The 20782-nt window shown below is 61.7% G+C and carries 20 protein-coding genes; 11 read left to right on the top strand and 9 right to left on the bottom strand.

The annotated features are described in order from the left end of the window. Positions 1-5: 5 nt before the first annotated feature. Positions 6-1154, bottom strand: coding sequence for a PQQ-dependent sugar dehydrogenase (locus ACL0K2_RS19345; protein ID WP_275589471.1), 1149 nt, complete (start codon positions 1152-1154; stop codon positions 6-8). A gap of 149 nt (positions 1155-1303) precedes the next feature. Here ACL0K2_RS19345 and ACL0K2_RS19340 point away from each other — a divergent pair, with 149 nt between their 5' ends. The 5 genes from ACL0K2_RS19340 to ACL0K2_RS19320 all read left to right on the top strand — a co-directional run bounded on the left by ACL0K2_RS19340 (position 1304) and on the right by ACL0K2_RS19320 (position 4868). Then, complete coding sequence (locus ACL0K2_RS19340) at positions 1304-1483, top strand: hypothetical protein (RefSeq protein ID WP_025240851.1); 180 nt, start codon at positions 1304-1306, stop codon at positions 1481-1483. A 106-nt stretch (positions 1484-1589) separates the two neighbouring features. Further along, a complete protein-coding gene (locus ACL0K2_RS19335; RefSeq protein ID WP_045161218.1) occupies positions 1590-2312 on the top strand; it encodes an RNA pseudouridine synthase in 723 nt (240 codons plus the stop codon). A 171-nt stretch (positions 2313-2483) separates the two neighbouring features. Then, the gene (locus ACL0K2_RS19330; RefSeq protein WP_230623577.1) at positions 2484-3221 is read left to right on the top strand and encodes a substrate-binding periplasmic protein; all 738 of its coding nucleotides are present in this window, start codon (positions 2484-2486) and stop codon (positions 3219-3221) included. A 78-nt stretch (positions 3222-3299) separates the two neighbouring features. Next, the gene (locus ACL0K2_RS19325) at positions 3300-3833 is read left to right on the top strand and encodes a hypothetical protein (protein WP_045161216.1); all 534 of its coding nucleotides are present in this window, start codon (positions 3300-3302) and stop codon (positions 3831-3833) included. Between the two features lie 159 nt (positions 3834-3992). Continuing rightward, the gene (locus tag ACL0K2_RS19320; RefSeq protein WP_045161214.1) at positions 3993-4868 is read left to right on the top strand and encodes a DUF6279 family lipoprotein; all 876 of its coding nucleotides are present in this window, start codon (positions 3993-3995) and stop codon (positions 4866-4868) included. A gap of 46 nt (positions 4869-4914) precedes the next feature. Here ACL0K2_RS19320 and ACL0K2_RS19315 read toward each other — a convergent pair whose 3' ends face one another. The 4 genes from ACL0K2_RS19315 to ACL0K2_RS19300 form a co-directional block, all read right to left on the bottom strand. Continuing rightward, entirely contained in the window at positions 4915-5886 is a 972-nt protein-coding gene (locus ACL0K2_RS19315; RefSeq protein ID WP_045161318.1) for an SDR family oxidoreductase, read from the bottom strand. Positions 5887-5966: 80 nt separating this feature from the next. Then, on the bottom strand, positions 5967-6791 hold the full coding sequence (locus tag ACL0K2_RS19310) for an aldo/keto reductase (RefSeq protein ID WP_045161212.1): 825 nt from the start codon (positions 6789-6791) through the stop codon (positions 5967-5969). Next, on the bottom strand, positions 6791-7252 hold the full coding sequence (locus tag ACL0K2_RS19305; protein WP_045161211.1) for a VOC family protein: 462 nt from the start codon (positions 7250-7252) through the stop codon (positions 6791-6793). The genes ACL0K2_RS19310 and ACL0K2_RS19305 overlap by 1 nt, the downstream gene beginning before the upstream one ends. A 90-nt stretch (positions 7253-7342) precedes the next feature. After that, entirely contained in the window at positions 7343-7978 is a 636-nt protein-coding gene (locus tag ACL0K2_RS19300) for a LysE family translocator (RefSeq protein WP_045161210.1), read from the bottom strand. A gap of 235 nt (positions 7979-8213) precedes the next feature. Between ACL0K2_RS19300 and ACL0K2_RS19295 the strand changes: the two genes are divergently transcribed. From ACL0K2_RS19295 to ACL0K2_RS19270, 6 genes are all read left to right on the top strand, one after another. Further along, complete coding sequence (locus tag ACL0K2_RS19295; RefSeq protein WP_045161209.1) at positions 8214-8864, top strand: response regulator transcription factor; 651 nt, start codon at positions 8214-8216, stop codon at positions 8862-8864. Then, complete coding sequence (csgE, locus tag ACL0K2_RS19290; protein ID WP_045161207.1) at positions 8861-9244, top strand: curli production assembly/transport protein CsgE; 384 nt, start codon at positions 8861-8863, stop codon at positions 9242-9244. The genes ACL0K2_RS19295 and csgE overlap by 4 nt, the downstream gene beginning before the upstream one ends. Next, positions 9241-9654, top strand: coding sequence for a curli assembly protein CsgF (locus tag ACL0K2_RS19285; protein WP_045161205.1), 414 nt, complete (start codon positions 9241-9243; stop codon positions 9652-9654). The genes csgE and ACL0K2_RS19285 overlap by 4 nt, the downstream gene beginning before the upstream one ends. Positions 9655-9673: 19 nt before the next feature. Further along, the gene (locus ACL0K2_RS19280; protein WP_080890562.1) at positions 9674-10510 is read left to right on the top strand and encodes a CsgG/HfaB family protein; all 837 of its coding nucleotides are present in this window, start codon (positions 9674-9676) and stop codon (positions 10508-10510) included. 133 nt (positions 10511-10643) lie between these two features. Beyond that, positions 10644-11120 carry a curli production assembly protein CsgB gene (locus tag ACL0K2_RS19275; RefSeq protein WP_239610749.1) on the top strand — a complete coding sequence of 159 codons (477 nt, stop codon included), beginning with the start codon at positions 10644-10646 and terminating at the stop codon, positions 11118-11120. Between the two features lie 50 nt (positions 11121-11170). Further along, entirely contained in the window at positions 11171-12445 is a 1275-nt protein-coding gene (locus ACL0K2_RS19270) for a hypothetical protein (RefSeq protein ID WP_413043241.1), read from the top strand. 105 nt (positions 12446-12550) lie between these two features. Here the strand turns inward: ACL0K2_RS19270 and ACL0K2_RS19265 are convergent, their stop codons facing one another. From ACL0K2_RS19265 to ACL0K2_RS19250, 4 genes are all read right to left on the bottom strand, one after another. Continuing rightward, positions 12551-14860 carry a PAS domain S-box protein gene (locus ACL0K2_RS19265; RefSeq protein ID WP_413044494.1) on the bottom strand — a complete coding sequence of 770 codons (2310 nt, stop codon included), beginning with the start codon at positions 14858-14860 and terminating at the stop codon, positions 12551-12553. Between the two features lie 190 nt (positions 14861-15050). Continuing rightward, positions 15051-16010, bottom strand: a complete 960-nt coding sequence (locus ACL0K2_RS19260; protein ID WP_239610752.1) for a class I SAM-dependent methyltransferase — start codon at positions 16008-16010, stop codon at positions 15051-15053. A gap of 138 nt (positions 16011-16148) precedes the next feature. Beyond that, complete coding sequence (locus tag ACL0K2_RS19255) at positions 16149-18104, bottom strand: DNA topoisomerase III (protein ID WP_413043240.1); 1956 nt, start codon at positions 18102-18104, stop codon at positions 16149-16151. 315 nt (positions 18105-18419) lie between these two features. Continuing rightward, positions 18420-20417 carry a TonB-dependent receptor family protein gene (locus tag ACL0K2_RS19250; protein WP_413043239.1) on the bottom strand — a complete coding sequence of 666 codons (1998 nt, stop codon included), beginning with the start codon at positions 20415-20417 and terminating at the stop codon, positions 18420-18422. Between the last annotated feature and the right edge of the window lie 365 nt (positions 20418-20782).

Below are 20782 nucleotides of genomic sequence, written 5' to 3'. Positions count from 1 at the left end.
CCGTTTCACTTCGCGCTCAGCCCGACCCGTAAGAGTTTTCCGCTTGGCGAGTCGGTCAGCAGGTATAGAAAGCCATCAGGGCCCAAGCGGACATCACGTATTCGTGCACCCATGTCCTTCAGCAATCGCTCGTCGTGGGTGACCTTGTCGCCATCGAGTTGCAAACGGATCAGCGACTGGTCCACCAGCGCGCCGATGAACAGGTTGCGCTGCCATTCGGGGAAGCGTTGCGCATCGTAGAACGCCATGCCGCTGATTGCCGGCGAGCGTTTCCATACGTGATGCGGTGGCTCGGTCCCCGCCGCTTTCTCCCCCTTGGCTTCGGGAATCGGTTGGCCGCCGTAGTTGATGCCGTAGGTCGCCAGCGGCCAACCATAGTTGAGCCCTGGCTTTGGAATGTTGATCTCATCGCCACCGCGTGGACCGTGTTCGTGAGTCCAGAGCTCACCCGTCCAGGGGTTGATCGCGGCGCCCTGCTGATTGCGATGGCCGTAGGACCAGATCTCCGGACGAGCGTCCTGGGTGGTCACGAAGGGGTTATCGTCCGGAACCTTGCCGTCGGGGTAGATCCGCACCAGCTTGCCCTGAAGCTTGTCGAGATCCTGGGCGGTGGGCCGCTGGTTGTTTTCACCCAGCGCGATGAAAAGATGGCCCTCATCATCGAAAACCAGCCGTGAGCCGAAATGAATACCTGTGGACAGCTTCGGCTGCTGCCGGAAGATCACGGTGAAGCCTTCCAAGGCGTTCAGATCATCTGTCAACCGGCCGCGCCCCACGGTCGTGCCGGCTTTACCGTTCTCTCCCGCCTCGGCATAGCTGAGATAGACCAGCCGATCCTGCCGAAAATCGGGAGACAAGCGCACGTCCAGCAACCCACCCTGCCCGCGCGCATAGACGTCCGGCACGCCAGCGAGCGGCTCGGATAACCGCCCGTCACGCTCGATGACGCGTAGCCTGCCAGGCCGCTCGGTGACCAACATGCCTTTGCCGTCCGGAAGAAAAGCCACGGCCCAGGGGTGCTCCAGATCACTGGCGACGGTTTCCACCGTGACGCGGCCTCGCTCGCTGTCGAAATATTCCATTTCAGCGAGAATTGGCATGGAACAGGTCAAGACGAAACAGCCTGCAAGGCCGATGCGGATATAGCGCAACATGGTTAACTCTCCGAACGTGACGGCAATCATTCAATGAAGACCATGGACGAAGAAAAACGCTTCAGCCAATTGGTACCCATGAAAATCGAACAAAAATTAGCCAGATCTGTATAATGTCCGGTTCGACTGACCAAAGGAACCAGATGACGATGGCCTCCAAGACTACATCCGCCAAACGCAAGCCCGAACCCGCCAGCGAAACCAGCCAGTCTTTGGCCGCTCAGATGGCCGCCTTCCTGAAGGCCGGTGGCGAAGTTCAGAAGATCCCCAACGGCGTCAGCGGCCAGACCCAAGGCCCATCGCGGCAAATCACCATCAGCAAGAAATAAAAAGCCAAGCAGCAACCCGCAACACCTGACCGACAAGCGAGCTTCCGCTGTCATTGCCGTACCGCAGTGGCTCGCTAGGTTTCCCACCGCGACATCCGAGATATCCATGACCGACCCTGTACGCTTGTCCAAACGCCTCGCCGAGCAACTGGGCTGTTCCCGGCGCGAGGCCGAGCTGTATATCGAGGGCGGCTGGGTCAGCGTCGATGGTCAAATCATCGAAGCCCCCTATTTCAAGGTCGACGACCAGCAGATCGAGCTCCTGCCCGGCGCGGTCGCGGCCGAAGTGCCGCCGGTCACGTTGCTGCTGCACAAGCCAGCCGGCCAACCCACCGCCACGGACCCCGCCAGTGCCCAGGTGCAGCTCGCCAAGGCCAGTCACTGGTCTGGCGACGATGCACGTTTCTTGCCGCGCGACCGTCATCTTGCTCGTCAGACCGCCTTGCTAGCGCTCGAGCCGGATGCCAGTGGACTGGTCGTGTTCAGTCAGCAGCGCGAAGTGATCCGCAAGCTGGCCGATCCCCGGGACAGGCTGGAGCAGGAGTACATCGTCGAAGTGGCCGGCGAACCCGAGGAAGGCGGCCTGGCGCTGCTGGCCAAAGGCATTGGCCATCGCGGCAGGGTCCTGCCCAAAGCCAAGGCCAGCTGGCAGAACGAGACTCGCCTGCGCATCGTGCTCAAGGCACCGCAAGCCGGCGATTTGCGCCAGCTGTGCGAAGCCATCGGCGTGCAAATGCTCAGTTGCAAGCGCATCCGCATCGGGCGCCTGTCGATGGCTAAGCTCCCGATCGGCGAATGGCGCTTTCTCGGCGAGCACGAGCGCTTCTAGCAAGCAGCCCGTCTGGTATAGCGCCGGCTGCTCGCGCCTTTTGGCCGCTCAGCTATGCTGGTGGAATGGAAACGGACAGAAGCCACCCACGGGTCGCAACATCGAGCCTTGGCCAACCGCTTCGCCACCCCGTCGTAAAGGTTCGCCATGCAGAGACTCGTTCTGGTGCTCATGTTCGTTCTGTTGCCCCTGATCTGTCGGGCGCAACAGCGAATCGAAGTGTGGACCTATCATTTATCGCCGCCTTTCATCCTCGACAACGCTCAGGGCCTTTCGCACGCATTCGTCGACTTGCTCAACAAGGATCTAGGCAATCGCAACCGATTTCGCTTCGAACTGGTGCAATTACCGCGCAAACGTGTGGATGTGCACCTCGTCCGAAAGCGCCCCGGCGTCCTGCTCTGGGCCACGCCAAGCTTCTTCACTGACGCGCAAAAAGCCAATGGGAAATGGTCGCAACCTTTGCTGATTGACCAACAGGATTTCGTCTCACTACCTGATGCCCCCTTTGAATACGAAGGCCCCGAGTCGCTGCACGGCCTCGTCCTGGGGGGCGTGCTGGGGCATCGATACGCGGAATTGGATGAAGACATCGCCAGCGGTGCGATCACCCGCCAGGATGTTCAGACAGACCAGCAAAATATTCAGAAGCTCCTCTCGGGGCGCATCAACACCTTGCTGATCCCGCGTTCAACCCTGCTCTACTACCGCAAAGAGCAACAGCTCAGGGATCTATATGTTTCGGCCACCCCGTTGTACAAATTCGCGCGACACCTGCTCATCAACGGCGCACCTGGCAAGGCCGTCGTCGACTACCTAGACAACTTCCTCGCCACCTTGCCGACCAATCCCGAGTGGCAGATCCTCCTGTTTGAGTACGGCCTCAAGCCCATCGCCAGTGAAAGCTGAAACAGGCTGAACAGAACGGGAACTTGCAGGTCAGAACACGCGCTGACCCACCTAAATAATCAAGAGAACAAGGCAGCAATGAAGAATGCACTGATGATCGGACTGCTCTTGGCCCTGGGTGGCTGTGCCTCTCAGCCCTGTGATCAGACCGACAGCGGCTGCCGCGCGGAGCGGCTGCTCTATCAGAATGATCTGTTGCAGGCGAAAATCCTTATCGCCATCGGCGACGAAGGGGGCTACGAGCTCGCCGATGCGCTGCTCCAGCGCAGCGCCCGTCTTGATGAGCGCGGTGAGATCGAGTTTTATCAGGCCTTGCTGATGATTCGTCAGGGCCCGCAGCCGGCCGAGGTGCTGCGCCTGCTCGAAAAAGCGCGAGCCAAAGGCCATCCGCATGCCATCGCGCTGCTTTACAAGATCTACCAGGAGCCCTATTTGCTCGAGGAGCGCGACACGGCCAAGGCAGAGCAGTACCGTCAGGCTTACTCGGAACTGGATGTCGCGCAAAGCGGCTACCCTTCCTTCGACAAGGCTCTGGAGCTGGTCTCCGAGCTGGTCGAACCGCCACCGCCGATACCCGAGCGAATCGACCCCTGCGCCAACCGGTGCCCGTAACCCGACCATCGGGACGCAGCCACCGCCCCTCTGCTCCTGTTCACCGCCCGTCACAACCGGCATCCGCGCTGCTGCGTCAGTCCGAACTGCCGCGGCGCTCCGCTGTTCTACTGAACAAGCGATATCGCCGTTTTGGCTGATGGCAAAACGAGGGCTCCGATGCATATCCGTCAGGCGTGTGGCCGTAAGGCCTTGTTGTTACTGATCACCGTCTGCGTGGTCCTGGCCGGCTGCAGCCGCATGAACCTTGCCTACCGCAACCTACATCTGCTGATTCCCTGGTCACTCAACGACTACCTGGACATGAATCGCGACCAGCAGCAGCGCTTGCGGGCCCAGCTGCGCGACCATCTGAGCTGGCACTGCCGTACCCAGCTACCCGCGTATCTCGAGGCGATCGAGCGCCTCCAGAACCAGGTCGGTCAAGGCGACATTAACGAAGCCAGGCTGCGGGCTCACTACCAGAGCGCGAAACAGGCGATTCAAACCATTGCCGTGGAAATCACCCCGACCACGACGCAAATGTTGCGCGACCTCGATGACGAGCAGATCAGCGAACTCAGCGAGGCCTTTGCGAAAGATCGCCGCGAACGTGAGAAGAAGTATCTGCAGCCTCCACTGGAGCAGCAGATCCGCGAACGCGCGCAGCGCATGACTGAGCGCGTCGAGCAATGGTTGGGCAGCGTCAACGCGGTGCAACGGCAGCGCATCCTCGCCTGGGCGCACACGCTCGGCGACCAAAATCGATTCTGGCTGGCCAACCGTGCGCAATGGCAGCAAGCGCTGAGCGAAGCACTCGCCAAACGCCACGAAGAGGGCTTCGACAACCGCATCGCGAAGCTACTGCAAGATCGCGAATCCTTCTGGACGACAGACTATCGAGACGCCTTCGCCCGCACCGAGCAGGCGGCCTTCGACCTTGTCAACGATCTCTACGCCCTATCCGACACCGATCAGCGGCGCCATCTCGAGGCGCAGCTGGGAGATCTGCACAAGGATCTGAGTTCGCTGGACTGCTTGTCCGAGTCTCGCTGACCTTCGTCCTCAGCAGCCGCTCAGGCCAGCCATTGGCCGGATCGAATCAGCGCTTGCGACAGCACAGCAGCAGCCCGACCATACCCGCCGCAACTCCACCCATCATCAGCAAGGTGTGCTGACGGGAATGGTTGCTCCGCCAGCCGCCATCGACTCGCCGTTGGCCCAGGGCGGGATGGAACAGGTTGCCTGACGACGGCGCCACCCGATCTGCGCGACGCAGTGCACCGCCGGTCAATAGGCCCGACAATCGATCGAAGCCCGGGACGATGAAGTGGGCGAAGCGCAGCACCGTCGCCATCGCGCCGACCGAGGTGGTATGACGTGGATGCAGCGCCAGACTGACCATCGCGTCGGCCACCTGACGGGGATCACAGAGTGGAGGTGGCGGCTGCAGCGAACGCCCGGCATAGTTGCCGCCGTCGCGGAAACCGGGCGTATCGACCACCGAGGGATACACATCGCACACATGAATGCCGGGCCACTGCGCGAGCTCGCCGCGCAGTGCATGGGAAAATCCGCGCAGGCCGAACTTGCTGGCCGAATAGGCCACCGCAAACGGCTGCGGCACCCAGCTACCGACCGACAGGGTATTGATCAGAACACCACCGTTCTGCTGTTTGAAATAGGGCAACACCACGTGCGCGCCCCGCAAGTAGCCAATCAGATCGGTCTGCACCACCTGTTCGTGAGCATCCAGCGGCGTCTCGTCAAACGCACCGACCGCGCCGACGCCGGCGTTGTTGATCCAGACATCGATGCGACCCTGACCGAACTCGGCGGCAGCGTTGGCTAACTGCTCCACGGAGTCGCTGAGCGTCATGTCGGTGGGCACTACAAGCGCTTCACCGCCAAGCGCCCGGCATTCTTCGGCCGCCTCCTGCAATGCTTCGTCGTCACGCGCGGCCAACACCACGCGGGCTCGCTGGCGGGCGAAAGCCTGCGCAGTGGCGCGGCCGATACCGCTGGACGCACCGGTTATGACCACCAGCGCACCTTCGAGTCTGGACCCACTCATGCTCATTCCTCCGAATTTGCTGTCGTTCATAGCTGACAGCCACGGCGAGGCAAACATTCCCTACGTCGAAGGAACCAGAGTCAAACCATCTGCAGCGGCTGTCGGCGAGCCGGTGGTGGAAAGGCGCTATCGAGGATGGCCAGGTTCTCGGCCGTCAATTTCAGCTCAGCGGCCGAGGCGTTGGAATGTAGGTGACTGGGGTTGGCCGATTTGGGTATTACCAGCACACCGGGCTGGCGCAAGGCCCAGGCCAGCACAACCTGAGCGGGCTGCGCACCGTGTCGACGCGCGACATCGATGACAGCCGGATGGCGCAGCAGAGCACCGCCCTGCCCCAACGGACAATAGGCCATGACGGGCATGCCCTGGGCCTGACACCAGGGCAGCAGATCGAATTCGATTCCCCGCTCGTCTGGGTTGTAGAGGACCTGATTGGTCGCACATGCGGGCGCGGCCAGCTCGTGCATGTCGTCCAGATCGAAGTTCGACACGCCCCAGCGGCGGATCTTGCCTTGCTCCTTGAGCCGCTCGAACGCCTCGACGGTTTCCGCCAACGGGTACTGACCGCGCCAATGCAGCAGATACAGGTCGATGCATTCGGTGCCCAGCCGGCGCAGGCTACGTTCGCAGGCCTCCGGCACGCCTTTGCGACTGGCATTGTGCGGATAGACCTTGCTGACTAGAAAAACCCGCTCGCGGCGGTTGCGGATCGCCTCGCCGACCACCTCTTCCGCGCCGCCCTCGCCGTACATCTCCGCGGTATCGATGAGCGTCATGCCCAGCTCGATGCCGAGGCGCAGCGCGGCCACCTCGTTGCCGCGTTCGGCCGGATCCTCGCCCATGTGCCAGGTGCCCTGACCGATCACAGGGACCACACCGCCGTCGGCCAGTTTCAGGGTTCGCATCAGCCGTTCTCCCGTGCACCCTGCTCAGCAACCGGTGCCGCCCACGGATCGTAGGTACCGAAGTTCCAAAGATGTCCTTCTAGGTCGCGGCAGCTGAAACCGCGACCGCCATAGTCTTCGTCCTTCAATTCGATCACGATCTTCGCCCCCGCAGCCTTGGCCTTGGTGTAAAGGGCGTCGGCGCTGTTGACGACGACATAGATGCTTTGCGTGGAAACGCCGCCGACTTCGTCCGGCTGCCTGACCAGACGACCGTATTGCGAATCGCTCACCGGGCCCAGCATCAGCATGCCGCTGCCGAAACTGAGCTGGGCGTGAATGATGCCCACCTGCGCATCCTCGACCACACTCTGGCGCTCGAAATCGAACACCCGGCACAGCCATTCCAGCGCCGTGGGGACATCACGATAACGCAGGCAGGGAATCAGGTTGGATGTGGTGTTCTTGCTGTACAGGGACATGAAAGCTCCTTCCGATAGCCGTGGCAGCGCTGTCGAAAAACGCACCGCATACCATTCAGACCGATACCGGGCCGGACGTTCCCCACTGGTTTATGCGCGCTCGGCAAGGCCTAGACGAATGCCCAGACCAATCAACACCGAGCCGAGTACCCGGTCGAGCCATTGGCTCAAACGGCGGTTGCCGCGCAACGCCGAGCTCGCTCGGGCCGCCAGCAACACCAGGGCGCATTCGATAATGATCGCCACCAGCACCACCAGTACGCCCAATACCAGTAACTGCAGGGCTATCGCGCCTTCATTCGGCCGTACGAACTGTGGCAGGAACGCCATGAAGAAAATCGCCGCTTTCGGATTCAGGATATCCACCAGGATGCCCTGGCGATAAGCCTGCCAAGCGGTGATCCGCGCGGCGGGCTTGAGCTTGAGCGACGAGCTGGCGCTGGCAGAGCGCAACGCCTGGATACCGAGGTACAACAGGTAAGCGGCGCCGACATATTTGACGACGGCAAACGCCAGCGCCGACGTCGCCAGAATCGCTGAGAGGCCCAGAGCGGCCGCAGCGACATGAACCAGCGCGCCGCTGCACACACCGCACGCCGAGGCTACGCCGACGCGTCGCCCGCTGGACAGCGTACGCGACAGAACGAACAGCAGATCGGGCCCTGGCGACAGGTTCAACACCAGAGCGGCCGAGAGAAAAACCAACCAGAACGCTGGGTCCGACATGCCCGCTCCCTTTGCCGTCACGATAAAGAGAATGAATGTAGCCCGGCGGATGAGTGTCTTCCAGTTCCATTTAGCCTCGAACGACATGCGCTTCGTCGGAAAACCGCCACTCCCTCTCACTTTTGACTTTTTATTGTCACTGGGCTGAACTATTTTTTCAGCGGTAATGTCAAAGCGCCAGGCCCGGTGAGGAATCCGGGCGCTACTCGTAGCCATTCAGCAAAGGATATGCCCCATGATCGATGAAGCCCGTCTGGCGCTCGTCGCCTCGCCAGCTCGTCTCGTTCTGCTGTCCAACTGTGAAATGTTGGACAACTCGCTTCCCCAATATCTGCTCGACTGCCCTCAGCTGCGGCTGACGCGCAGCACTACGCTTCGTCCCGGACTGGGCGACGTGGACCTGACGCTGGTCGACGTTGGCAGCTTTTCGGATGCAGATTGTCTACGCCTGCTTCGGCAATTGCGCGACACCCCTACCGCGCTGATAAACACCCAGATGGAGCAGGCGCGCCGCTTGCTGGAACTGCATCCTTGGATCAGAGGTGTGTTCTACCCGAACACCAGCCGCGGCAATTTCAGCCGTGGGGTCAGCGTCATTCTCGAGGGCGGCGACTGGCTACCCCGAGCGCTGATGGAAAAAATGCTCGGCCGCTATCGTGAATTGACCCACGTTTCACGCGGCATCGACGAGCTGTCAGTACGCGAAAAGCAAATCCTCGCACTCGCTGGCAAAGGTCTCTCGAACTCGGAAATTGCCGAGCGCCTGCATCTGAGCACGCACACCATCAAAAGCCATATTCATAACGCGTTGGGCAAGCTGGGCGCGTCCAACCGCGCACAGGGCGCATCGCTGGTCATGGGGCACGTCAACGAGGCTGGTATATGAAAGCCGCGTGCCTGAGTCTGATGCTGCTGGTCGGTATCCAGGCCCATGCCGACGAGGCCGAGCTCCAGGGCTTTATCACCAACAACACGATTTCCCGGTCCGGCCAGGAGTTCTATCGCAAATTCTGCGAGCGCCTGAACGACACCAGCACGCTGGATTTCAACCTGGCGGTCAAGGAGCGACCGTCGGCGCGCTGGGGCGTTCTGGTCTGGGTCGAACAGAACAACCAGCCGCTCTACCGTCGATTCCTGCAACCGAACGTCAGCGACATGGAGCAAACCGCCTATGACGCAGCGGATTTCGTACTACAAGAGATAAACCGTAGGAAAGTCGAAGCATTGTTCGAAGACACCATTGACCTTGCGAAGGATGAGTTATGAACCGGTCACCACAAAAAATCACCGGCATGCTTCTGGCAGGCTTCTTTCTCAGCACCGGCGTTACTGCTACCGAACTGGTCTACACGCCGGTCAACCCATCTTTTGGCGGCAGCCCGCTGAACGGTGCCTGGTTGCTAGGCAATGCCCAGGCCCAGAACGACACCAAGGACCCGGATGCGCTCGACCGTTCCTCACTGAACGGCACCTCGGCCCTCGACCGTTTCACCAGCCAGCTCGAATCCCGCCTGCTTTCCGATCTGCTGGGTGACGTCAGGGATGGCAAGACCGGTTCGATCACGACTGATGATTTCATCGTCAATATCGTCAACGACGACATCGGCAACCTGATCGTGAAAATCACCGACCGATTGACCGGCGAAGTGTCCGAAATCGTCATCGGGCAAAACTAACCAGGGAGAGCAAAAGGCCATGAGAAGCCTATTCGTAGCCATCGGGATGATGGCCGTTTTACAGGGTTGCTCCGTGCGCGAGCCCATGTCGGCAGACCAGGAAACGCCGACCCTGACCCCCCGCACCTCGACCTATCAGGATCTGCTCGAACTGCCGCGCCCAAGGGGGCCGTTGGTGGCCGCCGTGTATGGCTTCCGCGACCAGACCGGACAGTACAAGCCAAGCCCGGCCAGCTCCTTTTCCACTGCCGTCACCCAAGGCGCCGCCAGCATGTTGGTCGACGCCATGCAGGCCAGCGGCTGGTTCATCGTGCTGGAGCGCGAGGGCCTGCAGAACGTACTGACCGAGCGCAAGATCATTCGCGCCTCACAGGCCAAACCGGACGTGGCGCCGAACATTCAATCGGAGTTGCCGTCGCTGTTGGCGGCCAACATTCTCATGGAAGGCGCCATCGTCGCCTACGAAACCAACGTGCGTAGCGGTGGGCAGGGCGCCCGCTACCTGGGCATCGGCGTATCGCAGGAATACCGGGTCGATCAGGTCACGGTCAATCTACGCGCCATCGACGTGCGCAGCGGTCAGGTGCTATCCAACGTGATGACCACCAAGACCATTTATTCGATCGGGCGCAGCGCCAACGTCTACAAATTCATCGAGTTCAAGGAGCTGCTCGAAGCCGAGGCCGGCTACACCACCAACGAGCCGGCGCAGCTCTGCGTGTTGTCGGCGATCGAAGCGGCAGTCGCTCACCTGATCGCTCAAGGTGTCGATCGGCGGCTCTGGCAGACTGCCGACAACACACCCGAGGTCAAGGCGGAACTGGCGAAATACCTCACCATTCCGGCGAAGATCTAGTGACTTTTCCCGTTTCGTCCGCGCCGCGAAACGGGAAACTCGAAACAAACGCAACGGTTTCACCCGTTCGATGGATTTGCCGAATCGCGGTTTAGGACAGGATGGCCTATCGCCATTCAACCAAGGATGACTGATGGACCTCGTGCAAAGGATTGCCCGCAACGCGCTGGTGCCGCTGCTCTTCGCAGCGCTCACCTGCCCCGCCCTTCAGGCCGCCGGAATCACCTCATCACGTGATTTGGCACCCAACGAGTTCGCCTTCCGTCAGGCTCACACCATCGCACTGGCGCAGCCAGAAGCCAGCGGGGCAACTGGCAACCTCGCCTTCGTCACCCAGGTCGGCGACAACCTGACCGGGGACATCACTCAGATCGGCAATGCACTGGAGGCCTTCATCCTCCAGAGCGGCTATGCGCATGAGGCATTCATCGTGCAGCACGGCAGCCACAACCAGGGATTGATTGTTCAGGACGGTACCGGCAACCAGGCCCGTATTGAACAGTACGGCGCGTACAACAACGCGCTGATCGAGCAGACCGGCACCGGGCATCGTAGTCGCGTCACGCAGAATGGCCAGGGTCTGAACCTAGTGGTACGCCAGTACCGCTGAGCAGAGCATCACCAGGAAGTACCGCTGAAAACATTCATGGAGAGACAATAATGTTCAAGATAAACCCCCTTGTAGCTGCCCTTCTTACCGTCGCCGCCAGCCAGGCGTTCGCCGTCGATAACACCTCCGAACAACGCCAGAACGGCATCGACAACCTCGCCCAGGTAGAGCAGAACGGCGGCAGTTCGAACATGGCCACGCAACTGCAGAGCGGCTTAGGCAATGACGCGATGACCGAGCAGAACGCCTCGCACTCGTCGTCGACCCTGCAAACGCAGATCGCCAACTTCCATCAGGCAAACATCAACCAGACGCTCGCCGTGCACAGTAGCGCGGTGCAATGGCAGAACGGCAACGCCAACGATGCCAGCGCCAACCAGACCGGCACCTGGAACAGCGATATCGAACAGCGCCAGCATGGCCACGCCAACAGTGCTGACAGCCAGCAGACCGGCACTCACGACACCGACGCCGTTACCAAGCAACAGGGCAACCACAACGTTGCCTCCAGCTACCAGGCCGTGACCCATGGCAGCGAGTCTGCTCTGTATCAGGATGGCGGCCTCAACGACGCGAGCATCAACCAGTCTTTCAGCGCCAACGACCGCGCCATGATCGATCAAAAAGGCGACGAGAACTCCGCCGCGATCGTCCAGAACTGGAGCGCTGGCTCGGTCGCCGAAGTCGAGCAGGTCGGCAATCTCAACGAGGCATACGTGCGCCAGACGGGCACCCGCCATGAGGCTTACACCTACACCGGTGGCGACAACAACAACCTGAACGTGAATCAGCGCGGCGGCTACCAGAACGCCTTCGTCTACCAGCTGGGTAACGAAAACAACGTTGACGTCGCCCAGCGCGGCAACGGCAATACCGCCACCGCAGAGCAGCAGGGCTTTGGCAACGTGACGGTAATCGATCAGGACGGTCGCAACCAGATGGCCTCGGTTGACCAAAGCGGCAACTACAATAACGCTACGGCCGACCAGCAGGGCAAGGGCAACGAGCTGGCCTTCACGCAATCGGGCCTGCTCAACAGGCTCACCGCAGTACAGGACGGTGAAGGCAACCGCATCACCGGCTCCAGCAGCATCGCTGCCAATGACGTCGATATCGTCCAGGACGGCGTTTTCAACCTGGCCAATGTCAACCAGTTTGGCAGCAATCACGACACGACCATTTCCCAGTACGGCGAAAGCCATCTGGCTACGGTCACGCAGAACGGTGCTGGAAACGAGGCTCTGGTGGTTCAGAGCGGCATGGGCAACAACGCGCTAATCAGCCAGGCCGGGTTCAACAACATGGCGGTCGTCAACCAACACTGACGTCTGCAGCACTGCGCAACGGTCGGCCTTGCGCCGGCCGTTGCGCATTGCCAAGCACAACGACCTTGAGCAGAACGTCGCCAGCCTGGGCGCGGACGAAACAGCTCAGCGGTCGGCGCGCAGCTCCGCAACGCGTGCCGCCAGCGTATCGATCGAGAACGGTTTGGTCACAATGCGCATCCCGGGCTCCAACTGACCGCTGCCCATCACAGCGCTTTCCGCGTAGCCGGTTATGAAAAGCACATTCAGCAGAGGATCTCGTTGCCGAGCGGCGTCGGCGAGCTGGCGTCCGTTCATCCCGCCAGGCAGTCCAACGTCAGTGACCAGCAGCGCAATCGGCGCGCCACTCTGAAGCATGCGCAGCCCCTCGTTGCCATCAGCGGCCTGCAGCACCCGATACCCCAGCTCTTGCAGTATTTCCACCACTAGCATGCGCACGGCGGGCTCATCATCCACTACCAGCACGATCTCATCAGTGCCGCCGCCCACCCGCCGTGGCGCCTCCAGTTCGGCGGAGTCATGAGCCTCAACATTACCGAGCGCCACGTGCGGAAGAAACAGACAGATGCGGGTGCCCCGATCCGGCTCGGAGTGTATCTTCACCTGGCCGCCCGATTGCCGGGTAAAGCCGTAGACCATCGACAGCCCCAGGCCTGTGCCCATCCCCAACGGCTTTGTGGTGAAAAACGGATCGAACGCCTGCGACACGACCTCCTTGGACATGCCGACACCCGTGTCCGTTACGCATACGCGCACGTATTGCCCAGGTGGCACATCGAGTTCCAACGCCGATTGCTCATCCAGTAGTTCGTTGCAGGTTTCGAGGGTCAGCGTGCCGCCGTCGGGCATCGCATCCCGCGAGTTGATGCCGAGGTTGAGCAATGCATTTTCCAGCTGATTGCGATCCACCAGTGTCGGCCACAGATCGCTGGCCACCTGCGTGTCCAGTTTGATTGACGGCCCGACCGTGCGGCTGAGGAGTTCTCGCAGATCCCTGACCAACTCTCCGACATCGGTCGCCATAGGATCGAGCGTCTGGCGACGAGAGAATGCCAGCAACCGATGCGTCAGCGCGGCGGCTCGGCGAGTCGCGGTCTGCGCCACCGCTACGTACTGCTCGAGCGAATCGAAGCGCCCCTGCTCGATGCGCTTCTCGAGCAGTTCCAGACTGCCACCGATCCCGGTCAACAGGTTGTTGAAATCGTGTGCCAGACCTCCAGTCAGCTGGCCGACCGCTTCCATCTTCTGGCTTTGCCGCAGTTGCGCTTCTGCCAGTTCAAGTGCCTGCGCCTGCTCCTTCAGTGTGGTGACGTCGCGCCCCACTGCGTTGATGACCGCATCAGCCGGTCGCAACGACCAACTGATCCAGCGATAGCTGTCGTCACTGCACCGATAGCGGTTTTCGAAATGTACGAAAGACTGCCCTTGCGAGGAGCGCCGCATCGTCTCCAGCGTGCTGGAGACGTCGTCCGGATGAACGAAATCAAGGATGTTGGCACCGAGCAGCTGAGCTTCGCTCCACCCGAGCAACTGCTCCCAGGCCGGGTTGACGGCCATGATGAGCCCGTCGAAGCGACAGCGGATCATCACGTCGCTGGACAATTCCCAGAGCTGATTGCGGTCCTTGGTTCGGGTGGCAACTTCCTCGCGCAGGGACTCCATCAGCGCCTGCAGCGCCAGTTCAGCGGAGCGACGCCCGGAAACATCATTGAACAATATCGCGACACGGTGTTCGGAAGGTTCGCCAACCGGCATCGCCTGGACTTCGTACCAGCGTTGCAAGGCATCGGCGTTGTTCTCGAAACGCACCGGACGGCGGCTCAGAGCAACCTCGCCATAGATGTCAAACCAGTGCTGCTCATGGGCAGGCGCCAGATCGGTCATCCACTTGCCGACCGCGTCGGCCAGTCCGGTCTGGCGCTCGAACGCCGGATTGGTCTCAAGAAAGCGATAGTCGATAGGCCGCCCCTCGACATCGAATTTCATCTCGATAACGCAGAACCCCGCATCGATTGCGTCGAACAGGGTGCGATAACGTCTGTCGCTGTCGGCCAGGCGTTGCGCGACCTCATCCTCTGCCGTGCAATCGTGAAGGACCTTCAGAAAGCCCAGGTGCCTGCCCTCGCAGAGCAAGGGCGTGAGCGTGCCTGCACCCCGTAGGCGAGAGCCGTCGGCACGGGTATACCAACGATCGTGGCTGGTCTTACCCTCTGCCAGCGCGCGCTGCATCAGCTCATGCAGCGAATCCGCGGAGCGCTCTTCGCAGCTGAACAGTCGATCGAATGCCTTCCCGCGCATGTCCCGCGCGGTCCAGCCGAAGATGCGCTCGGCGCCGGTACTCCAAGCCGTAATCACCCCCTGCGGATCGGTCGTAAGCATGGCGCAGTCGCAAGCGGCATCGAAGACTGCCTGTATTTGCTGCCCTGAATCAGTAATGACATTGACTCCTACAACTGATCTAACCTGTCCATAGGCCCGTCGCCCCGTTCATGGATAGAGCCGTTTGCAACTTTAACCAATAGGTGAGTGAGCCCTCCAGCGAAGACTGGAGAGCGGATGTTTCGACCCCGTACGACCTTTATCGTCGCAGCCCGGCGGAAACGGATTATGTCTGCCCGGCCGGAGGCACGGAACGGCTGAAGACCAGCGCCTTCAAACCACTCTCGGGGCTGACGTCGGGGTATTCGGGGGGGTTCTCCAAACGTTCCTGAAATACCAACTCGGGCGCCTCGGCGGCAACGCCGTCGATGAGGAAATCCGGCCCGGTATCAGGGTCGTTGATGCAAGCCAGCACCATACCAGTGGGCGTCAGCAGCTCAGGCAGGCGTCGAAGAATCTTCCGATAGTCCCGGTCCAGCGCAAAGCTGCCTTTCTGGAACGAGGGTGGATCGACGATCACCAGATCGTAAGGCCCGCTCTTCTTGACCTTGCCCCAGGACTTGAACAGCTCGTGACCGAGAAAGCTCACCCGGCTCAGCTCATGCTGGTTTAGCCGATGATTGTCGCGTCCTCGGCTCAGGGCCGCTCTGGCCATGTCCAGATTGACCACATGCTCGGCGTCACCGGCGATGGCCGCCACGGAGAATCCACAGGTATAGGCGAACAGATTGAGCACGCGCTTGCCCCGCGCCTGCTGTTGAACCCAACGTCGGCCGTAGCGCATGTCGAGAAACAGCCCGTTGTTCTGCTTGATGCCCAGGTCGAGCTTGTACCGCAGCCCGTTCTCGCTGATCAGCCACTCCTCGATCGGTTCACCGAGCAGCTGCTGCATATGGCTGTCGGGCAGGTAGCGGTGCTGCAGCAACAGGGTATGCGCCCCACTCGATTGCCAGGGTAGCGCCTCGGTCAGCGAAGACAACATCCCTATCAATGCCTCCAGCTCATCAGGGGCTGGCTCGCGAAACAACGAGACCAGCACCACGCCCTGCAGCCAATCGACCGTGACGTGCTCCAGGCCGGCCCAGCAGCGCCCACGCCCATGAAATAGCCGACGGGTTTCGTCTGGTAGCTGCGTGAGGGCGTGGCTGAGGTGCTGCTGAAGGGTGGCGAGGGCGTCAGGTTGCATTGGGCACATCGTCCAGGAAAAAAGGCTCGCGCATTCTAAACGCGAACCGGCACGCCTGCTGGGGTGGTGGACAATCAGGTGACACATCGATAGCTGACCATGTCAGGCGAGACGATGGTGATCCGCGCCACGCTGTTCCTAACCGTCATGCGGGATTGGTGACCTCACAGCGCGACGCGCCTTGGGCGGCGCTTTGCGGCCCGCACCCTTGCGCTTTTTCCAGGGCGCACCGCGACCGGCTGGGGCGGCGGGCCCGCTGATGGTCAGTCGCACGCCCTTGCACCGTTCGACCTGCTTGCTCATCCAAGCCGATTGTTTACTGACGAACTCTTCGAGGTTCATCTCCCCGCTCTGGACCATGTCCAACGCCTGCTCCCAGATTGCCGTGGTGCCGGGGTCGGCGATAGCGCGCGGCACCGCATCGATCAGGCTGAAGGCCGCCGGTGTTGCCGCCAACGCCTTGCCCTGTTTGGTCAGGTAGCCGCGCTCGAGCAAGCCCTGGATGATTCCTGCACGCGTCGCCTCGGTGCCGATGCCGGTGGTGTCCTTGAGCTTCTGTTTCAGCTTGGGATTGTCCACCAGCTTGGCGACGTTCTTCATCGCCTTGATCAAGTCACCTTCGGTGAAGGGCTTGGGCGGCTGCGTCCAGAGATCCTTGAAGATCAGGTCGTGGATCGCGCATGTCTGCCCCTCCCGCAACGATGGCAGCGTCTGCGGCGCTGGCGCCTCACGACCGCGACTGGCCGCCGCCAGCGCCTCGGGCAAGGCGCGCTTCCAGCCCGGTTCGACGATCTGCTTGCCGACCGCCCGCAGTGTCTGGCCGCCGCAGTCAAAATCGGCCTGGGTGCGATCGTATTCGTGCGCGGGCAGGAACTGCGCCAGATAGCGCGCACGGATCAGCGTATAGACCGCCCGTGGCTTGCCCGCCAGCCGCTCGAATGCGCGGGCCGCTGCCGTGGGGATGATCCCGTGGTGCGCGCCGACCTTGGCGTCGTTCCAGGCGCGCGACTTGCGCCGGGGTTCGAGGTGTGGCGCGAGTTCGCCGAGCGACGGATCGGCCTGCGTCAATGCGGCCAGGATGCCCGGCGCTTCGCTGTGCTGGCTCAGCGGCAGGTAGCCGCAATCACTGCGCGGATAGGTGATCAGCTTGTGGGTTTCGTAGAGCGCCTGGGCGATATCCAGCGTTTCCTGAGCACCCAGGCCGAGCTTCTTCGAGCAGATTTCCTGCAGGGTGCCGAGATCGAACGGCAGCGGCGCGGCTTCGCGCATGCGTTCGGTCTTGAGCCGCTGCACCCGGGCGCTGCCAGTTGCACGCATGGCCTCGCCCGCTCGCTGCGCCAGCGCCTGGTCGAGGCAACGCCCCTGGTCATCGCTGTGCTCCTCCGGCGCGCGCCACTGCGCGGTAAAGGGAGCCGGTTCGTCACCCAAAAGCTGCACCTCGATGGCCCAGAATGGCTGCGGCACGAAGTCGGCAATGCTGCGGTCACGGTCGACCACCAGGCGCAGCGTCGGCGTCTGCACCCGGCCAACCGGCAGCACGCCCTGATAGCCGGATTGCCGCCCAAGCAGGGTAAACAGTCGACTCATGTTCATGCCGATCAACCAGTCCGCCCGCGAACGCCCGAGCGCCGATTGATAGAGATTGAAGGTATCGGCGCCCGCGCGCAGCGCGCCGAGGGCCTTGCGGATGGAAGCGTCGTCCAGTGCCGAGAGCCACAGCCGTTGAACCGGCCCTCGATAGCGACAATGCTCGACCAACTCACGGGCGATCATCTCACCCTCACGGTCGGCGTCGGTGGCGATCACCAACTCCTGCGCCTCGCCCAGCAGGCGTTTGACCGCCTTGTACTGGCTCGCCGTCTTGGGCTTGACCAACATCTTCCAGCGCTCAGGAACGATAGGCAGATCGGCCAGCGCCCAGCGCTTGTAACGCGCGTCGTAACTGTCCGGCGGTGCGGTTTCCAGCAGATGGCCGATGCACCAGGTCACGGTGACACCGGCACCCACCCAACAGCCATTGCCACGCCGTGTGGCGCCGAGCACCTGGGCAATGTCCTTGGCTTGGGAGGGTTTTTCACAGAGAAACAGCCGCATCAGGTCGTCACCCGTTCGCTTTGCAATGGCCGATAGCATGCGCAGAGGCGGAGCGGCAGGCAAGATTTATCTGTATGGATATACAGATAAATCTGTTGGATGACGGAAGGCAGCAGGCTGGCTTCGCCCATTAGCAGCCTCGGAACCCATGCAGCACACAACTATCGCTTCCGGCCTAGCCAGCCCCCCGGCGCCAGACAGCCCTTTGAAGGAACCGGATCAAGCGATGCCGCTTGATTCGCGGAGCAGCGGCTGGGGCTGTGCTTCCATTGCGGCGTGCGCCCTCGATCAGCGCAGCGCAACAACCGCAAGCTATCAAAACGTCAGTTTCGCACCGGCATAAATAGTCCGCCCTGGGGCAGGCTCATAGTAGCGACCGAAGTTATCGTTGATGCGCAGGTTGTCGTAGTAATCGCGGTCCAACAGGTTGTCGACGCCGAGATAGGGCTCCCACCGCTGATCGCCCCACGCCAGTCGCCAGCCCAAGCGGGCGTTGGCTACCGCATAGCCGGCCACGCGGTCGACGTTGGCATTGTCCGCGTATTGATGGTCGTAGGCATTGACGTTGACCCGCGCATACCAGTCGTCGCGTTCATAGCTGACCTCGGCGAACAGGGTCTGCCCTGGAATTCCCGGGATGCGGTTGCCGTCGTAACCCTGGAACTGCTCGAAACGGTAACGGTTGTAGCTCCAGGCACCCGTCAAGCGCCAGTAGCGCCCCACCAGCCAGTCCCCGCTGAGCTCGACCCCGTCGCGGCTGGACCGGCCCGCGTTGGTGTAGAAGGTACGCCCGTCGACTTCCGGAACCAGTTCATCTTCGATGCGCATGCTGTAGAGCACCGCTTCGTAGCGCAACCCCGGGTGCTCGCCCTTGAAGCCTATCTCGCGGTTGACCGACTGCGCCGCACCGAGGGACGGATTGAAGCCACCCCCGTTTGGGTTGGCCATTTCATTGATCGTCGGCGTTTCGAACGAGGTCGCGTAACGCACGTACGCCACATGATGGGCGTCCAATTGACGGCTCAGCCCCAGGCTGTAGTTCCAGTCGTCCAGGTTGCGCTCGCCCGAGGCATCGCCGTCGCTCAGATAGCGGTCCTTCGCTTCGAGCCGCACGCTGTCATAGCGCACGCCTGCGGTGAGCAACCAGGCATCGCCCAGGTTCACCTGATCCTCGATAAACACACCCCGGCTGTCCGCTGTTTCGCGCTGGCGCTGAGTAAGGGCGCCGCTGATGCCACCAGGCAAGTTGTCGTTTCGGGAGCGCTCGTCGCGTTGGCTCTCCAGGTCCATTCCGACGGTCAGCTGATGCGGCAGACCCGCCAGTTCACGGTGAAAGGTGCGCTGCGCGCCCACCCCGGCGAACCAGCGGTCATAGGCTGTCTGACCGTTGTCCCGCAGCGGAAGACTGTTGCTGAACTCACGCTGGCCGTAATAGCTGCGCAACTGGTACGTATCGTCGCCGGCGGCCTGCCCATCCCAAACCAGCGAGACGCGCTGCTGCTCGACAGTCTCGTCGGAATCGAACTGCAGGCTCTGCGGCCGCGCCTGGGAACGGTCCGCCCGGACCTGATCCAGCGTCAGGCCACCGGGGTCTTCGGCTCGGTTGTCGATCGCATGCAGGGTGAGCCCCAGCGTGCCGCCCTCCCCCTGCCAACGCAGCTTGCCAGTGAGGTGGTTGGTTTCGGCAGTCCCGTGCGTGCGGTAGCCATCGAGTTGCGTGGCGTTGACGGCGAGCAAGGCGCCCAGCGATCCGGCGCTGCCACTGGTTTCCGCGCGCATGCGGCGATAGCCCAGTTCGCCGCCGGTCACCTCGACCTGAGTGAGCGGCGTGTCGCCCGGTTGTCGCGTCTGGATCGCCAGGACGCCACCGGCGGCATTGCCGTAAATCGTCGACGAGGGGCCGCGAATCACCTCGATTCGCTCGACCAGCGCGGTATCCAGCCCGTCCATCTCGGTCTGCCCGTCCGGCATGGTCAGAGGCACCCCATCGACCAATACCCGCACGCCGCGAACGCCAAAACTGGAGCGGGAACCAAAGCCACGAATGGACAAGCGCATGCCTTGCGCCAGGTTGTAGCGGCTCTGCGATAACGCGCCTGGAACGGGGCCCAGCAGGCTATCGAGGCTGAGCAACTGTTCGCCCGGATGGTCCTGCGCCGTCACGGCTGACACCGCCATCGGCAGCGTAAACCAGTCGGATTCCGCCCGCGGCGAGCTCACCATCAAGGGGTCAAGCGTAAGCGGTTCACTTGTCTGCGCGAGCAATGGCCCGGTTACCAACGAGAGCGATCCGGCAAGAAAAAATCGGTACATGGTTAAACCTTGTTGTTAGGTGTTTTGCTGCCGCTGGCCTCTGTTGCCAGGCGAACGGCTCACGAGCCATGAACGCCCTCAGGACGAAGGATTGCAGTCTTAGCCCAGGCGCACCGGAGCGCGTTTTTAAACTACAGAAACGCCCTGATGCGGAAAACCCTGCAAATGCCTGCGCGTCATCAAGGCAATGCACATGCCAAGCGAGCCTGAAGACTTACCGTTTTGCCGTTTGCGCCGCCGAAACAGCCCTACGGCTGCTTTACAGCCGCCCAGTAACCCGTTTCGAATCGCCGCCGCGTTGCCCAGCCTGCTACCGCCGCGCCTGCCGACGCCGCAACCCTGTCGCAGAAACGCGACAGTTGCTG

The organism is Pseudomonas sp. YJ42, assembly GCF_047225135.1.
Taxonomy (GTDB): Bacteria; Pseudomonadota; Gammaproteobacteria; order Pseudomonadales; family Pseudomonadaceae; genus Stutzerimonas; species Stutzerimonas stutzeri_E.
The sequence above is the reverse complement of the archived record's forward strand: the minus strand, read 5'-3'. Positions and strand labels throughout refer to the sequence as shown.

What these genes read in the sequence shown, in the direction of transcription:
- ACL0K2_RS19345 (WP_275589471.1), bottom strand. Translation starts at nt 1,154, where the DNA reads ATGTTGCGCTATATCCGCATCGGCCTTGCAGGCTGTTTCGTCTTGACC.
- ACL0K2_RS19315 (WP_045161318.1), bottom strand. Translation starts at nt 5,886, where the DNA reads ATGAGTGGGTCCAGACTCGAAGGTGCGCTGGTGGTCATAACCGGTGCG.
- ACL0K2_RS19285 (WP_045161205.1), top strand. Translation starts at nt 9,241, where the DNA reads ATGAACCGGTCACCACAAAAAATCACCGGCATGCTTCTGGCAGGCTTC.
- ACL0K2_RS19340 (WP_025240851.1), top strand. Translation starts at nt 1,304, where the DNA reads ATGGCCTCCAAGACTACATCCGCCAAACGCAAGCCCGAACCCGCCAGC.
- ACL0K2_RS19255 (WP_413043240.1), bottom strand. Translation starts at nt 18,104, where the DNA reads ATGCGGCTGTTTCTCTGTGAAAAACCCTCCCAAGCCAAGGACATTGCC.
- ACL0K2_RS19275 (WP_239610749.1), top strand. Translation starts at nt 10,644, where the DNA reads ATGGACCTCGTGCAAAGGATTGCCCGCAACGCGCTGGTGCCGCTGCTC.
- ACL0K2_RS19295 (WP_045161209.1), top strand. Translation starts at nt 8,214, where the DNA reads ATGATCGATGAAGCCCGTCTGGCGCTCGTCGCCTCGCCAGCTCGTCTC.
- ACL0K2_RS19280 (WP_080890562.1), top strand. Translation starts at nt 9,674, where the DNA reads ATGAGAAGCCTATTCGTAGCCATCGGGATGATGGCCGTTTTACAGGGT.
- ACL0K2_RS19310 (WP_045161212.1), bottom strand. Translation starts at nt 6,791, where the DNA reads ATGCGAACCCTGAAACTGGCCGACGGCGGTGTGGTCCCTGTGATCGGT.
- ACL0K2_RS19325 (WP_045161216.1), top strand. Translation starts at nt 3,300, where the DNA reads ATGAAGAATGCACTGATGATCGGACTGCTCTTGGCCCTGGGTGGCTGT.
- ACL0K2_RS19335 (WP_045161218.1), top strand. Translation starts at nt 1,590, where the DNA reads ATGACCGACCCTGTACGCTTGTCCAAACGCCTCGCCGAGCAACTGGGC.
- ACL0K2_RS19270 (WP_413043241.1), top strand. Translation starts at nt 11,171, where the DNA reads ATGTTCAAGATAAACCCCCTTGTAGCTGCCCTTCTTACCGTCGCCGCC.
- ACL0K2_RS19320 (WP_045161214.1), top strand. Translation starts at nt 3,993, where the DNA reads ATGCATATCCGTCAGGCGTGTGGCCGTAAGGCCTTGTTGTTACTGATC.
- ACL0K2_RS19330 (WP_230623577.1), top strand. Translation starts at nt 2,484, where the DNA reads ATGTTCGTTCTGTTGCCCCTGATCTGTCGGGCGCAACAGCGAATCGAA.
- csgE (WP_045161207.1), top strand. Translation starts at nt 8,861, where the DNA reads ATGAAAGCCGCGTGCCTGAGTCTGATGCTGCTGGTCGGTATCCAGGCC.
- ACL0K2_RS19300 (WP_045161210.1), bottom strand. Translation starts at nt 7,978, where the DNA reads ATGTCGGACCCAGCGTTCTGGTTGGTTTTTCTCTCGGCCGCTCTGGTG.
- ACL0K2_RS19260 (WP_239610752.1), bottom strand. Translation starts at nt 16,010, where the DNA reads ATGCAACCTGACGCCCTCGCCACCCTTCAGCAGCACCTCAGCCACGCC.
- ACL0K2_RS19250 (WP_413043239.1), bottom strand. Translation starts at nt 20,417, where the DNA reads ATGTACCGATTTTTTCTTGCCGGATCGCTCTCGTTGGTAACCGGGCCA.
- ACL0K2_RS19305 (WP_045161211.1), bottom strand. Translation starts at nt 7,252, where the DNA reads ATGTCCCTGTACAGCAAGAACACCACATCCAACCTGATTCCCTGCCTG.